This is a genomic window from Pseudomonas lijiangensis, assembly GCF_018968705.1.
Classification (GTDB): Bacteria; Pseudomonadota; Gammaproteobacteria; order Pseudomonadales; family Pseudomonadaceae; genus Aquipseudomonas; species Aquipseudomonas lijiangensis.
The window spans coordinates 2,319,040-2,333,229 of record NZ_CP076668.1; the positions used below are offsets into that span (position 1 = coordinate 2,319,040).

The 14,190-nt window shown below is 58.6% G+C and carries 13 protein-coding genes; 9 read left to right on the plus strand and 4 right to left on the minus strand.

What is annotated here, in order from left to right; genetic code table 11:
- Nucleotides 1–35 precede the first annotated feature (35 nt).
- Complete coding sequence (locus KQP88_RS10155; protein WP_216705926.1) at nucleotides 36–287, plus strand: hypothetical protein; 252 nt, start codon at nucleotides 36–38, stop codon at nucleotides 285–287.
- Nucleotides 288–373: 86 nt separating this feature from the next.
- On the opposite strand, the gene KQP88_RS10160 is transcribed toward KQP88_RS10155, so the two are convergent.
- Entirely contained in the window at nucleotides 374–1,246 is an 873-nt protein-coding gene (locus KQP88_RS10160; protein ID WP_216705570.1) for a LysR family transcriptional regulator, read from the minus strand.
- Nucleotides 1,247–1,382: 136 nt separating this feature from the next.
- Here KQP88_RS10160 and KQP88_RS10165 point away from each other — a divergent pair, with 136 nt between their 5' ends.
- A complete protein-coding gene (locus KQP88_RS10165; protein ID WP_117164882.1) occupies nucleotides 1,383–1,808 on the plus strand; it encodes a VOC family protein in 426 nt (141 codons plus the stop codon).
- 91 nt (nucleotides 1,809–1,899) lie between these two features.
- Here the strand turns inward: KQP88_RS10165 and mqo are convergent, their stop codons facing one another.
- Entirely contained in the window at nucleotides 1,900–3,546 is a 1,647-nt protein-coding gene (mqo, locus tag KQP88_RS10170) for a malate dehydrogenase (quinone) (RefSeq protein ID WP_216705571.1), read from the minus strand.
- 924 nt (nucleotides 3,547–4,470) lie between these two features.
- Here mqo and KQP88_RS10175 point away from each other — a divergent pair.
- Entirely contained in the window at nucleotides 4,471–4,773 is a 303-nt protein-coding gene (locus KQP88_RS10175) for a putative quinol monooxygenase (protein ID WP_216705572.1), read from the plus strand.
- Between the two features lie 6 nt (nucleotides 4,774–4,779).
- Here the strand turns inward: KQP88_RS10175 and KQP88_RS10180 are convergent, their stop codons facing one another.
- On the minus strand, nucleotides 4,780–5,274 hold the full coding sequence (locus KQP88_RS10180) for an Lrp/AsnC family transcriptional regulator (protein WP_200992997.1): 495 nt from the start codon (nucleotides 5,272–5,274) through the stop codon (nucleotides 4,780–4,782).
- 142 nt (nucleotides 5,275–5,416) lie between these two features.
- On the opposite strand from KQP88_RS10180, the gene KQP88_RS10185 reads away from it, so the two are divergent.
- Nucleotides 5,417–6,367 (plus strand): DMT family transporter, encoded by a 951-nt coding sequence (locus tag KQP88_RS10185; RefSeq protein WP_200992996.1) that lies wholly within the window; start codon nucleotides 5,417–5,419, stop codon nucleotides 6,365–6,367.
- Nucleotides 6,368–6,581: 214 nt separating this feature from the next.
- Nucleotides 6,582–7,070 carry a (R)-mandelonitrile lyase gene (locus KQP88_RS10190; RefSeq protein WP_025259729.1) on the plus strand — a complete coding sequence of 163 codons (489 nt, stop codon included), beginning with the start codon at nucleotides 6,582–6,584 and terminating at the stop codon, nucleotides 7,068–7,070.
- On the opposite strand, the gene KQP88_RS10195 is transcribed toward KQP88_RS10190, so the two are convergent.
- On the minus strand, nucleotides 7,071–7,670 hold the full coding sequence (locus tag KQP88_RS10195) for a nucleotidyltransferase family protein (protein WP_216705573.1): 600 nt from the start codon (nucleotides 7,668–7,670) through the stop codon (nucleotides 7,071–7,073).
- Between the two features lie 223 nt (nucleotides 7,671–7,893).
- On the opposite strand from KQP88_RS10195, the gene KQP88_RS10200 reads away from it, so the two are divergent.
- From KQP88_RS10200 to fabF, 4 genes are all read left to right on the plus strand, one after another.
- Nucleotides 7,894–8,508, plus strand: a complete 615-nt coding sequence (locus KQP88_RS10200; RefSeq protein WP_216705574.1) for a TetR/AcrR family transcriptional regulator — start codon at nucleotides 7,894–7,896, stop codon at nucleotides 8,506–8,508.
- 80 nt (nucleotides 8,509–8,588) lie between these two features.
- Nucleotides 8,589–9,698, plus strand: coding sequence for an efflux RND transporter periplasmic adaptor subunit (locus KQP88_RS10205; RefSeq protein ID WP_216705575.1), 1,110 nt, complete (start codon nucleotides 8,589–8,591; stop codon nucleotides 9,696–9,698).
- Entirely contained in the window at nucleotides 9,695–12,775 is a 3,081-nt protein-coding gene (locus KQP88_RS10210; RefSeq protein ID WP_216705576.1) for an efflux RND transporter permease subunit, read from the plus strand. The genes KQP88_RS10205 and KQP88_RS10210 overlap by 4 nt, the downstream gene beginning before the upstream one ends.
- Before the next feature lie 40 nt (nucleotides 12,776–12,815).
- On the plus strand, nucleotides 12,816–14,108 hold the full coding sequence (fabF, locus tag KQP88_RS10215; protein WP_216705577.1) for a beta-ketoacyl-ACP synthase II: 1,293 nt from the start codon (nucleotides 12,816–12,818) through the stop codon (nucleotides 14,106–14,108).
- Nucleotides 14,109–14,190 lie beyond the last annotated feature (82 nt).

The following is a 14,190-nucleotide window of genomic DNA, read 5'->3' on the forward strand; positions in this document are numbered from 1 at the left end:
GAAGTATCATGAATCGAGTAACAGGTAAGTCCGTATTGAAAAAGCTCGTTGTCGTCACTGCGGCCGTGATCGGTCTGCAAGGAATGGCGTTTGCTGCCGTCAGTCAGCAACCTGTTTCTGTCCAGGAAGGTAAATATGCCCAGGTCCAGGCTCAGGATGCAGCCAAAGCCGGCACCACGAGTTCCACGGTCATGCCGCTTCAGGTCGCCAGTCGCCTGAGCAGTGGTTTGCGCATCAATACGGCTTGCGATGATACGGGGCTGCCTTGCCCTCGTCCTCACCGCTAAAACGCCGTAGTGGAAACTGCAGTCGCGCGCTGAATGTGCGCGGCTGCAGCGAGATAAGTCGTTTGAACGCCGGGTGCTGAAATCCGTCATCTCTTCTGCACTAGCCCCTCCACCAACTCAATCAATAGCCTCACCGGCTCGCTCAGATTCTCCTTTGCGCGATGCACCAGCCCCACATCCCGATGAAATGTATGCGCGCCCAGTTCCAGTGCCCGGACTTCGGCTGGCCATTGCTTGTGATCGGCCGTCTGTGGAACCAGCGCCACGCCGACGCCATTGGCGACCAGTTTGATGATGGCTTCCAGTTCGTCCAGTTCGCAGGTTTCGCGCAGGGTGAAGTGCATCTGACGCAGGAAGCGGTCGACCTGTCGTCCGCCGAACGAGGTGCGGTCGTAGCGGATCAGGGGTTGGGTGCAGAGCAGTCCGGCCCAGTCGTCGCCGGGCAGGTGGCTCGGGACGATCAGGCGATAGGGTTCGCTGGCCAGGGCGGTCCAGCGCAGATCGCTTTGCAGGGCGAACGGAGGACGGATGATGGCGGCCATGTCGATCTCGCCGGCATCCACCAGATTGAGCAGTTGCATGGATACACCGGGTATGACGCGGGTGCGGCACTGTGGCCATTGGCTGTGAAAGGCAGCCAGTGCGTCGGGTAGCAGCGAGCGCTGGACCGAGGCAATCGCGCCGATGTTGAGCAGTATGCTCTCGGGTTGCCCGGAGGCTGTCGAGCCAAGGTTGTTGTACAGGCGGATCAGTTCCTGGGCCTGAAGGAGTATCTGATGTCCCATCCGGTTGAGGTGCGCGGTGCGGCCCTTGCGGTCGAATAGCTGGAAGCCAAGTTCGGTTTCCAGGCGTTGTATCTGAGCGCTGACGGCGGCCTGTGTAAGGCCGATGCGGTTCCCGGCGGCAGCGAACGTGCCTTCCTGTGCGACCGCGACCAGGGTCTTCAGCTCACGAATCATTGATAAATCTCTTTTGTGAATCTGAGAAATATATATTGATTTTATTGGTGAGTCGCGGCTTCTATGATTTCTCCAGTACTGAACGGCCGCGAGCAAGACCTTGCGGTTGATAAAACCAAAAAGCCTGGAGTTTCTGATGAGCCTTTCTCCCTTTCACCTTGCGATCCCGGTCTACGATCTTGCGGCTGCACGTTCTTTCTATGGCCAGGTGTTTGGCCTGGAAGAAGGGCGTTCCAGCGATCATTGGGTCGATTTCAATTTCTATGGCCATCAACTGGTGATTCACGAGGCTCCCAAGAATGCGGTGCAGGAAAGCGCCCACAGCAATCCGGTGGACGGCCATGACGTGCCTGTTCCGCATTTTGGCATCGTGTTGCAGTGGGAGCAGTGGGAAGCGCTGGCCGAGCGTCTGAGGTCATTCGAGACCCGTTTCGTGATCGAGCCTTACATCCGCTTCAAGGGGCAGGTGGGTGAGCAGGCGACCATGTTTCTGCTGGATCCTTGTGGCAACGCGCTTGAGTTCAAGGCGTTCAAGGATATGAGTCAGCTGTTCGCGAAGTAGGAGTGGGAAGGTAAGGCGGGGAGTGCGGTAGAGCGATATTTCCGGCTTCAGAAAAAAGCCCCATCAAACCAGGTTTGATGGGGCTTTTGCATTACAGCGCCATATCAGTCGCTGCGTTGCTTTCGCGTGGCTTGGCAGGTGCTGCTGCCGGAGCCGCCGCTGCTGGTGCTGCAGCGCCAACAGCTGGTGGCGCTGGCAGTTGCAGGATTTCGCTGGTGTAAGCCCATTCCTTGGCAACCTGATCAGGATGATCGTTCAGCTTGGTGCCGTAGCTTGGGATGATCTGGTGCAGCTTTTCCTGCCAGGCAGGGGTTGCAACCTTGTCCTTGAAGATCTTCTCGAGGACGCCCAGCATGATCGGAGCTGCGGTCGATGCACCTGGCGATGCACCCAGCAGACCGGCAATGCTGTTGTCCTTGGAGCTGACAATCTCGGTACCCAGTTTCAGGACGCCGCCTTTCTCTTCATCACGCTTGATGATCTGAACGCGCTGACCTGCCTGCCACAGACGCCAGTCTTCTTTCTTGGCGTTAGGGAAGTATTCTTTCAGGGCTGCGAAGCGATCGTCATCGGACTGCATCAACTGGCCGGCAAGGTATTCAACCAGTGGGTATTCCTTGATACCGACTCGCGTCATTGGCCAGACGTTGTGCAGGGTGGTGCTGGTCAGCAGGTCCAGGTAAGAGCCTTCTTTCAGGAACTTCGTGGAGAAGGTCGCGAATGGGCCAAACAGGATAACGCGCTTGCCATCCAGTACGCGGGTGTCCAGGTGAGGAACCGACATCGGAGGTGCGCCAACCGAAGCCTGACCATAGGCCTTGGCCATGTGCAGGTCAGCGATCGCCGGGTTTTCGGTCACGAGGAACGAACCGCCAACAGGGAAGGCACCGTATTCCTTGGCTTCAGGAATACCGGACTTCTGCAGCAGGTGCAGTGCACCACCGCCCGCGCCGATGAAGACGAACTTGGCGTCGGTTTCGGTTTCTTTACCGTCTTTCAGGTTCTTGTAGGACACGCGCCACGAGCCATCAGCGTTACGCTTGATGTCTTCGACTTCACTCGACAGTTGCAGATTGAAGTTAGGCTGGTTTTTCAGATGGCCCACGAACTGGCGAGTGATTTCGCCGAAGTTCACGTCGGTACCGATCGGAGTCCAGGTAGCCGCGATTTTCTGGTTCGGGTCACGCCCTTCCATCATCAGCGGAACCCACTTCTTGATCTGCTCCTGATCTTCGGAGTACTGCATGGCGCTGAAGAGAGGGTTGACCTTCAGGGCTTCATAGCGTCTTTTCAGGAACGAGATGTTCTTGTCGCCCCACAGGAAGCTCATGTGCGGGGTGTAGTTGATGAACGAACGCGGGTTTTTCAACACACCGTTCTTGACCTGCCACGCCCAGAACTGGCGGGAGATCTGGAAGGATTCGTTGATTTCGATGGCCTTGGAGACGTCGATCTTGCCGTCTTTTTCTGGCGTGTAGTTCAGCTCGGCCAGGGCAGAGTGACCCGTACCGGCGTTGTTCCAGCCGTTCGAGCTTTCCTGGGCGACACCATCAAGACGTTCAACCATTTCGATCGACCAGCCTGGCTCCAGCTCATTGAGCCAGATACCCAGGGTCGAACTCATGATTCCTCCCCCGATGAGCAAAACGTCTACTTTTTTTGCTTCAGCCGCATGCAAGGGCATGAGACCCATCGACATAGCCAGCCCCAGCAGAGCCGTGTTCATTTTCTTCAACATACTGTGATCCATATGATAAACGCCATCCGCCCTCAGGTTCTGTAATGGGAGCCGTGGTGTGTCGCATGCTATGCCGCATGCGACAAACTCTCGCACCCACAAGGACTAGAGGTGGACATACAAGGCCAATACAATAACGCTTTAGACCTCACTTTCTATGTCCTCCTGCGCTGACTTCTTATCATCATTGGCTTCAGCGGCTTGAGTGACACATAGTTCTGTTGGTATGGCTCCATGCGCAGCGAAGACATCCTCCCTGCACGCGCAAACCATGCCCATCAGCTTCCTCACGGAGTTCCGACACGGAGTCGGTATTCATAGACACGTCTGTGGTGTCCTGTCCGTCATCAAGGCTGCTGCGACATGCTACGGTGACCTGCGTGTCATAAGCTCATCATCGTCAGACTCGGCGAGGGCGCGCATGCTGCCATGTTCTGGCTGGCGCTCCAAGTCGGCGATGACGCGGCATTTTCGCATAATGTGAACCTCTGGCGCGAGGTGCCATCACGTTCTAGAGCCTTATCCTGCCTACGTTGTCGTGCCTGATGTCATCCAGAAACTGCTTTTTGCGAGCCGTTCACGTAACGATCAGCGCGTTTTCCTGCTATCGATAGCACGCTAAATATTACTGAATGTATCCAGTATTGCCCTCTGATCGGTGATTAACCGGTCACACACAGGCGTTTTTTTGCCCTTTGGGGCGTCTGAAAGCGCCTGTCTTTCTTATTTCGGCCTGTCTGGCCCGAAGTTTAGGGCTGCGCTCTTTTCTATGAATGGCTGATTGATGAGGTCAGCTCATCAGTACATTCAGCCAGACCTTATAGTCATGAGGCCGCTTGATCGTTAACTTCGCTGGCGCACAGGTTGTATGAACGATATCAATCACCTGGATGCATGGCTCAGGTTTAGTGGGAGAGGGCTGGAATGCATATCAATGCCATGAACGGGTTGGAAATCCGCTTTATCGAAGACACGGACCCGTTTTTCGAGAGCCGCCTCAAGCTGCATGTCGATCAGCTTCAGGACGCGCAAGGATGCCTTGGGTATGCGCTAAGTCGCAGCGCTCATGAGCCTTGTCTGTGGATTTTGAGCGGCCATTGGGCAAGTGCTTGCGAGATGACCGAACATTTCGCCAGTTCAGCCATGTCGGCGCTGATCAGTTTCCTGATCGAGTCTGGTGCAAACCTGACGTTTGTCAGCTTCATCACTCCTCAGGCTGAGCATTGACACGGGTTATCTGGGTTCTGCAAGAGTCAACCCGTTGGGCGGCAGTGGCAGGGCTGTCTTGTAGAGCACCTGCTTGAGAGCGAAGCTGGAACGGATATTCGCGACCCCCGGAATCTTCGACAGGTGATCCAGGATGAAACGTTCCAGGTCCTGAATGTTGGCCACCAGAATACGCAGCAGATAATCGGCATCTCCGGTCATCAGGTAGCACTCCATCACTTCCGGTCGGTCGGCCACCGCCTGCTCGAACAGTCGCAAGGCATTTTCGACCTGTTTTTCCAGGCTGACATGGATGAACACATTGAGATGCAGGCCCAGCACCTGAGGGTCCAGCAGTGTCACCTGGCCTTTGATCAGGCCCGCTTCCTCCATGGCCTTGACCCGGTTGAAGCAGGGCGTGGGCGAGAGGTTTACCGAGCGTCCCAGGTCCGCATTGGTGATCCCGGCGTCCTGCTGCAGCGTGTTCAGAATACTGATATCGGTTCGGTCCAGTTTTTTCAAAAGAATAAACCTCTGCAAAATCGTGATTTGGCAGAGATTACATCTTTGATCTGATGGATTGATAGCCGAGAAGGGAGAAACTTTCTCCCGATACGCCAGTTAAAATTTTTCCCTCGAAGCGCTCGTTCAGAAGAGGGAAAACATGTCAGACGCAAGCAAGCACAGTGCCCTGGTGAACGACCCGGCACATTCGCAGAGCCTGGTGTCTTCGCCCAAGGCCAAGGGTGTGCTTCTCTTGATCGTGGCAATCCTGATCTGGGGCGCTAACTGGCCGGTCATGAAAGCTGGCCTTGAGCATGTCACACCGGTCTGGTTTTCAACCTTGCGCTTTGCGAGCGGTGCAGCCTGTCTGCTGGCATTGCAACTGGTGACCGGCAAGCTGCGGCTGCCCACCCGCCAGGATCTGCCTCTGATCCTGAGTGTCGGCCTGCTGCAAATGCTGACCTTCACTGTGCTGGGCGCCATTGCCATGACTCAGGTGCCGGCTGGCCGCTCTGCCGTTCTGGCCTACACCACGCCGCTGTGGGTGACGCCGATTGCCGTCATGTTCCTGCGGGAGAAACTGTCCACGCGACAACTGATCGGCACGTTGCTGGGGGGCGTCGGTGTCTGTGTGCTGTTCAATCCCCTGACGCTGGACTGGGGCAACGGCGCATTGGTGAAAGCCAACCTGATGCTGCTGGCAGCTTCCTTCTGCTGGGCAATGTGCATCCTGCATCTGCGCTACTCAAAAAACACCACCAGTGCTTACCAACTGGCCCCCTGGCAGATGCTGGTTGCCACCATTCCCCTGATCGCGCTGGCTTACTTCACGGAAGGGCCTTTTACCGGTGACGGCTCGAGAACCCTGTGGGAGATCCTGATTTTCATGGGGCCTCTGGCAACAGCGTTCTGCTTTTGCGCGGTCAATGCGGCCAGCATGTGGCTGTCCAGCACCAGCATGTCGACGGCAATGCTCGGTGTGCCGGTCGTGGGGCTGTTGATGTCGGTGATCTTCATGGGTGAGCAACTGACGATGACGTTGATTGTCGGGATCATGGCAATCATCGGCGGCATCCTGATCGTGACGGTCAAGCGTTCCAGCGCAGCCTGATTCACCGATTAATGAAACTGACTCATGGCGGTTAGCGGATTCAGCTGACTAATCACTGGCTCTTGAGGTTGATAGATTGGGCGTGTCGTGTCACCGCAAAGGGATTCGGCACACTCGACGCAGCCGCTTACAGAGTGGGCATGAGCCAGGCACTCTCTGATTGAAGTCCCTCATGCCCCGCGGAGCGCTCATCCATATAGATGGAGGACTGTCTTTGAAGACGCTCGCAGCAACAGCACTTTCCCTTTCTCTTCTGGCAGCCGAGGCCCATAGCGAGACGAGTCCGGTTGTGACTGTCACTCAAAACGGCTCTCAGCCTTCGGCCAAGGGGCCAACGGATTACTTCACCGGCCAGGTGCGCGTGGATGCTCCTTTCAAGGGCACCGGCGATGCACGCGTCAGTGGTGCGACAGTCACCTTCGAGCCGGGCGCTCGCACGGCCTGGCATACCCATCCACTGGGTCAGACCCTGATCGTCACTGCAGGTACGGGGCTGGTCCAGCAGCAGGGGCAGCCGATCAGGACCATCCGGCCTGGCGATACGGTATGGATTCCACCTCATACCCGGCACTGGCATGGCGCGACGGCGAAAACCGGCATGACCCACATCGCGATTGCCGAGGTTCTGGATGGCAAGGTCGTGGACTGGATGCAACAGGTCAGCGATCAGGAATACGCTCAGGCGACTGCGCTGGATAAGTGATTATCGAGCGTTTGGAAGATCCTGCAGAATCTGTTCCGGCGTATCGACGTCGCGCACGGTGCCGGGATCATCGGTTGCCATGAGGTCGCAAACCGAGGCATTGGCTGTCAGCAGTGTTCTGGCACCCTGATCGCCTTCGAGTAGCAGCAGTTCTGGCCATAATTGACGACCGATGATTACCGGATGGCCGCGCTGTCCTGCATACACCGGCTGTGCGATCCGCTGCGGGTCGGCCAGTTGCACAAGGCTTCGCAGGGTAGCCGTTTGCAGCCAGGGCATGTCGGCAAGCAGGATGGCGACTGCGATGGCGGGCGAGGGCATCAGTGCTTCGATGCCGCTGGCCAGGCTGTGTCCCATACCCAGATCGGCCTGTTCGCTGCGCACGATGCCGACATCGGGCACAATCCCCAGCGCTTGCGCATCGTCATCGCTGCGCAGCACCACCCAGACCTCATTGAAGGACTGTCGGGCAGTGTCGATACTGGCTTGCAGCATGGTGCGCCCGTCGGGCAGAAGCGCCCGGCGCTTGTCGTCCGCAAAGCGTCGGCTGCGTCCGGCAGCCAATATGAGGCCGATTACGTGGGGTGCAGACTCATTCATCCGGAGTCCTTGAGAGCAGGAACAGAGTTGAACAGGCATCATAGAAGACGCACAGGGATTCATTAAGCCCGCAAGCGGGATGCCGTCATGAGCTGTTTTCATGAGTAGGCAGATGGTTTTGTACGGACAGTGTGGCCGTTCTGTCCGAAAGATGGAAATTCATGACCAAATCGCAATATAGTCACTATTTATCAATCAAGGTCACGCAAGCCGGGCTGGAAAAATGACTGAAAGACAGAATGTATCCCCTTCGCGTGGTCCGTTGGATCATAACGTTCGTGACCAGATCGTCGAAGCCGCCACCGAGCACTTCGGCCATTATGGTTACGAGAAAACCACGGTGTCCGACCTGGCCCGTGCCATCGGCTTTTCCAAGGCCTATATCTACAAGTTCTTCGATTCCAAACAGGCTATCGGTGAGGTGATTTGTACCAATCGTCTGGCCGCCATCATGGAAATCGTCAATGCCGCCGTGGTGGATGCGCCGACCGCTTCCGAAAAGCTGCGGCGAATGCTCAAGGCCTTGGTGGAGGCGGGCAGCAGCCTGTTTTTTCATGATCGAAAGCTCTTTGACATTGCCGCTGTTTCGGCCAGGGATCAGTGGCCTTCTGCGCGCGGCCATGAAGTGCGGTTGCGGCAGTTGATCGAGCAGATTGTCCGGGAAGGTCGGGAAGCGGGCGAATTCGAGCGCAAGACGCCGCTGGATGAGGTGAGCAATGCCATTTATCTGGTGATGTGGCCCTACATCAACCCCGTGTTGTTGCAGTACAGCCTTGATCGTGCCGAGGAGACAACCGTCCATCTGTCGGCATTGATATTACGCAGCATGGCGCCTTAGCTTGAAGTTGTGACTATTGACTTAATTGGTCACTAGAATGAGAATCTGGCTCTGGATCATCTTTCTGAGCCCGTGCCCTCATGTCCCGTCGCCGATCTGCTGTCGTTGCCTTTTGTTTGCTGCCGCTCTTCCTGACAGGGTGTGGCGACTCCTCCGTCGCCCCTGATCCACGCCTTCAAGCGCCGCTGGTCAGGGTCGCTACGGTTCAGGAATCAACGGATATTTCCCGTTCCTTTACCGGCACCGTTGCGGCGCGTATTCAGAGCGATCTGGGTTTTCGTGTCTCGGGCAAGGTGCTTGAGCGCCTGGTCGATACCGGTCAGAGCGTCCGGCAAGGTCAGCCGCTGATGCGTATTGACCCGGTAGACCTCGGCCTGCAGGCCAAGGCACAGCAAGACGCGGTCACTGCCGCGCAGGCAGTGGCCAGGCAGGCGGTCGACGACGAAGCGCGGTATCGGAATCTGGTCGCTACCGGCGCCGTTTCGGCTTCTACCTACGCCCAGATAAAAGCGGCGGCGGATTCGGCCAAGGCGCAACTCAGTGCTGCCCAAGCCCAGGCCAATGTGGCCCGCAACGCCACCAGCTATACCGTTCTGCTGGCTGACGCCGATGGCGTCGTGGTGGAAACCCTGGCCGAGCCCGGTCAGGTTGTCAGTGCTGGGCAACCGGTGGTGAGGCTGGCGCGGGCGGGGCAGCGTGAGGCCATCGTGCACTTGCCCGAAACCCTGCGCCCGGCTGTGGGCTCCGTGGCACAAGCCACCCTGTATGGCAGCAGCCTGGGTGCAGTGCCTGCGAAATTGCGCCTGCTCTCCAACGCCGCCGATCCCGTGACCCGCACGTTCGAGGCGAGGTATGTACTTGAGGGGGCGATGGCCAGCGCACCGCTGGGGGCGACGGTCAGTCTGCAGATCGCTTATGGCGCAGCGTCCGCTCAAGCTCTTCAAATCCCCATGGGTGCGCTTTACGATCCGGGCACCGGCACCGGTGTGTGGACCATCTCTGGCAAGCCTTTGAAGGTGAGTTGGAAACCCGTTCAGGTGCTTGCCCTGCATGACGATGTGGTACGGATAACCGGCAATCTCAAGGCCGGCGAGCAAGTGGTGGCATTGGGAGCCCATCTGCTGCATGACGGCGATCAGGTCCGGCTGAGCGAAACACTGGATGCCAGAGTCGTCGGGAGCCAGCCATGAGCGAGGGGCGTTTCAATCTGTCGGCGCTCGCCGTTCGCGAGCGCTCCATCACCCTGTTCCTGATTTTTCTGATTTCCGCTGCCGGGATCCTGGCCTTCTTCGGCCTGGGACGTGCGGAAGACCCGCCGTTCACGGTCAAGCAGATGACGGTGATCACCGTATGGCCGGGTGCGACGGCGCAGGAAATGCAGGATCAGGTCGCCGAGCCGCTGGAAAAGCGCCTGCAGGAACTGCGCTGGTACGATCGGTCGGAAACTTACACGCGCCCGGGCATGGCTTTCACCATGCTGTCGCTGCTCGACAGCACGCCACCTTCGCAAGTGCAGGAAGAGTTCTATCAGGCGCGCAAGAAGATCGGTGACGAAGCCAGGCTCTTGCCGGCAGGTGTCATCGGTCCCATGGTCAATGACGAATTCTCCGATGTGACCTTCGCGCTGTTTGCTCTCAAAGCCAAAGGCGAGCCGCAACGGCTGTTGGTGCGCGATGCCGAGTCGCTGCGCCAGCGTCTGCTGCACGTGCCGGGCGTGAAAAAGGTCAACATCATTGGCGAGCAGGCCGAGCGCATCTTTGTGTCCTTCTCCCATGATCGTCTTGCGACGCTGGGCATTTCCCCTCAGGAGATTTTCTCAGCCCTGAACAGCCAGAACGTGCTCACCCCGGCCGGTTCGATTGAAACACTGGGGCCGCAGGTCTTTCTGCGCCTGGACGGCGCTTTCGACAGGCTGAAAAAGATTCGTGACACACCGGTTTCGGTGCAGGGCCGTACCCTGAAGCTGTCGGACGTAGCGACCGTCGAGCGCGGCTATGAAGACCCGGCGACCTTCCAGGTACGCAATAACGGAGAGCCGGCCTTGTTGCTGGGCGTCGTGATGCGCGAAGGCTGGAACGGCCTGGACCTGGGCAAGGCCCTGGACGCGGAAACCACGAAAATCAACGACGGCATGCCACTGGGCATGACCCTGAGCAAGGTGACCGACCAATCGGTGAACATCAGTTCATCGGTCGATGAGTTCATGGTCAAGTTCTTCATCGCCTTGCTGGTGGTGATGCTGGTCTGTTTCCTCAGCATGGGCTGGCGAGTGGGTGTCGTGGTGGCGGCTGCCGTGCCTTTGACGCTGGCGGTGGTCTTCGTGGTGATGGCGGCCACCGGCAAGAACTTCGACCGTATCACCCTGGGTTCTCTGATCCTGGCGCTGGGGTTGCTGGTGGACGACGCAATCATCGCAATCGAAATGATGGTGGTGAAAATGGAGGAGGGCTACAGCCGCATGGCCGCATCGGCCTATGCCTGGAGCCATACCGCGGCGCCCATGCTCTCCGGCACGCTGGTGACCGCCATCGGCTTCATGCCCAACGGTTTTGCCCAGTCCACGGCTGGTGAATACACCAGCAACATGTTCTGGATCGTCGGCATTGCGCTTATTGCGTCCTGGGTTGTCGCCGTGGTGTTCACGCCTTACCTGGGCGTGAAGCTGCTGCCGGAGCTCAAGCAGGTGGAGGGCGGTCATGAGGCGATCTACAACACGCCCAACTACAACCGTTTTCGCGGCTTCCTGAGAAACGTCATTGCGCGTAAATGGCTGGTCGCCGGTACGGTAATCGGGGCCTTTGTGGTGGCGATTGTCGGCATGGGGCTGGTCAAGAAACAGTTCTTCCCGACATCCGACCGGCCGGAAGTGCTGATCGAAGTGCAGATGCCATACGGCACCTCCATCGAGCAGACCAGCGCTGCTGTTGCCAAGGTCGAAGCCTGGCTGCAAAAGCAGAAGGAAGCCCGGATCGTCACGTCCTACATCGGCCAGGGCGCACCGCGTTTCTATCTGGCCATGGCGCCGGAACTGCCTGATCCATCCTTTGCCAAGATTGTGGTCCTGACGGACAGCCAGGAGGCACGTGAAGCCCTCAAGTTCCGTATCCGTGAGGCGGCTGCCGAAGGGCTGGCGCCTGAGGCGCAGGTCCGGGTGACTCAACTGGTGTTTGGTCCGTATTCGCCGTTCCCCGTGGCCTATCGCGTGATGGGGCCTGACCCCTTGAAGTTGCGCGAAATCGCTGGCCAGGTTCAGAAGGTATTGCAGGCAAGCCCGATGATGAGGACCGTCAATACCGACTGGGGACCGTTGGTGCCTGTGCTGCATTTTTCGCTGGATCAGGATCGCCTGCAGGCCGTGGGTCTGACGTCGAATGCTGTCGCGCAGCAATTGCAGTTTCTGCTGGCGGGTGTACCCATCACGGCGGTTCGGGAAGATATCCGCTCGGTGCAGGTGGTAGGTCGGGCAGCGGGTGACATTCGCCTCGATCCCGCGAAGATTGCCGGTTTCACCCTGGTGGGTTCGGCCGGGCAGCGTATTCCGCTGTCTCAGGTGGGCGATGTCGATGTGCGGATGGAAGACCCCATTCTGCGACGCCGGGATCGCACGCCCACCATCACGGTGCGCGGCGACATCGCCGAGGGCCTGCAACCGCCCGATGTGTCCAGCGTTGTCCTGAAGCAACTGCAACCGGTCATCGACGCGCTGCCCGATGGCTACCGGATCGTTGAAGCAGGTTCGAGCGAAGAGTCGGCCAAGGCCAGCAAGGCGATGCTGCCGCTGTTCCCGATCATGATTGCACTGACCTTGCTGATCATCATCCTTCAGGTGCGGTCGATCTCGGCCATGATCATGGTGTTTTTCACCGCACCGCTGGGGTTGATCGGCGTGGTGCCGACTCTGCTGCTTTTCCAGCAACCCTTTGGCATCAACGCTCTGGTGGGCCTGATCGCGCTGTCGGGGATCCTGATGCGCAATACCCTGATCCTGATCGGCCAGATTCAGGACAACAAGGCCCAGGGCCTCGACCCTTTCCGTGCCGTGGTGGAAGCCACCGTGCAGCGTGCCCGTCCTGTACTGCTGACAGCGCTGGCGGCAATCCTGGCTTTCATCCCGCTGACCCATTCGGTGTTCTGGGGAACGCTGGCCTACACCCTGATCGGCGGCACCTTTGGCGGCACCATCATGACGTTGGTGTTCCTGCCTGCGATGTACGCCATCTGGTTCAGGATCCGCCCTGATACCGGGCCAACCGAAAAGACAGCATGACCCGCGTCTTGCTGCCGACTGTGTAAAAAAGAGGTTTTGAATGACTGATTTCACGGCTCAAAAACGAATCGTAGTGACGGGCGTCGGGATTGTCGGACCACTGGGATGTGGCGTGGAGGCGGTCTGGGAAAGGCTGCTGGCCGGACAGTCCGGTATTCGCAATCTTGCCCAGGACATCACCGAGGGCACGGGCGTAGCAGTAGGCGGACAAGTGCCGTCGCTGGAAGAAGACGCTATTGCGGGTTATGACCCGGACCGTCTCATTTCGGCCAAGGACCGCAAGAAGATGGATCGCTTCATCGAGTTTGCACTGGTGGCCGCCCATGAGGCGCTGGAGCAGGCAAACTGGCATCCGGTCGATGAAGACGCGCAGCAGCGCACTGCGACCATCATTGCATCGGGCGTGGGCGGTTTCGGGGTCATCGCCGAGGCCGTGCGGACCACCGATGCCCGTGGCCCGCGCAGGCTGTCGCCATTCACCGCGCCGTCCTTCCTGGCCAACATGGCGGCCGGGCATATTTCCATCAAGCACGGTTTCAAGGGCCCGCTCGGTGCTCCGGTGACCGCTTGCGCAGCCGGTGTACAAGCCATTGGCGACGCCGCCAGGCTCATCAGAAGCGGTGAGGCCGATATTGCGGTGTGCGGTGGGACGGAGGCTGCGATTGACCGAGTGACCCTGGGTTGCTTTGCTGCTGCTCGTGCCCTGTCCACCGGGTTTGCCGAGCGACCTCAGGAGGCCTCGCGCCCCTTTGATCGTGACCGTGATGGCTTTGTCATGGCCGAAGGTGCGGGGATATTGGTCATCGAGTCCCTTGAGCACGCTTTGGCCCGTGGCGCCACGCCGCTGGCGGAACTGGTGGGCTATGGCACCAGCGCCGATGCCTATCACCTGACGGCTGGCCCCGAGGATGGCGGCGGAGCCCGGCGCGCCATGCAGCAGGCCTTGCGACAGGCCGGTTTGAGCCCATCGGATATTCAGCACATCAACGCTCATGCAACGTCGACTCAAGTGGGCGACAAAGGCGAGCTGGCCGCCATTCGCTCGGTGTTTGGTGCAGGCTCAAGTGTGGCAATCACCTCGACCAAGTCCGCTACCGGGCATCTGCTGGGTGCGGCGGGTGGCATTGAAGCCATCTTTACGGTAATGGCGCTGCGCGACCAGATCGTGCCACCCACGCTGAACCTGAATAACCCTGACGAAGCGGCAGAAGGGCTGGACCTTGTCGGCCTGACCGCCCGTAAACTGCCGCTGACCCATGCGCTGTCCAACGGCTTCGGTTTTGGTGGTGTGAATGCCAGCGTTATTTTCCGTCGTTGGGAGTCGGCATCCTGAGAATGGGCAAGGTTAGCGATTAGTCCTACAGAAATACTCCTTAGTCAGTAGAATGCGCCCTTTGCGCTTGCCCGATCTGAAG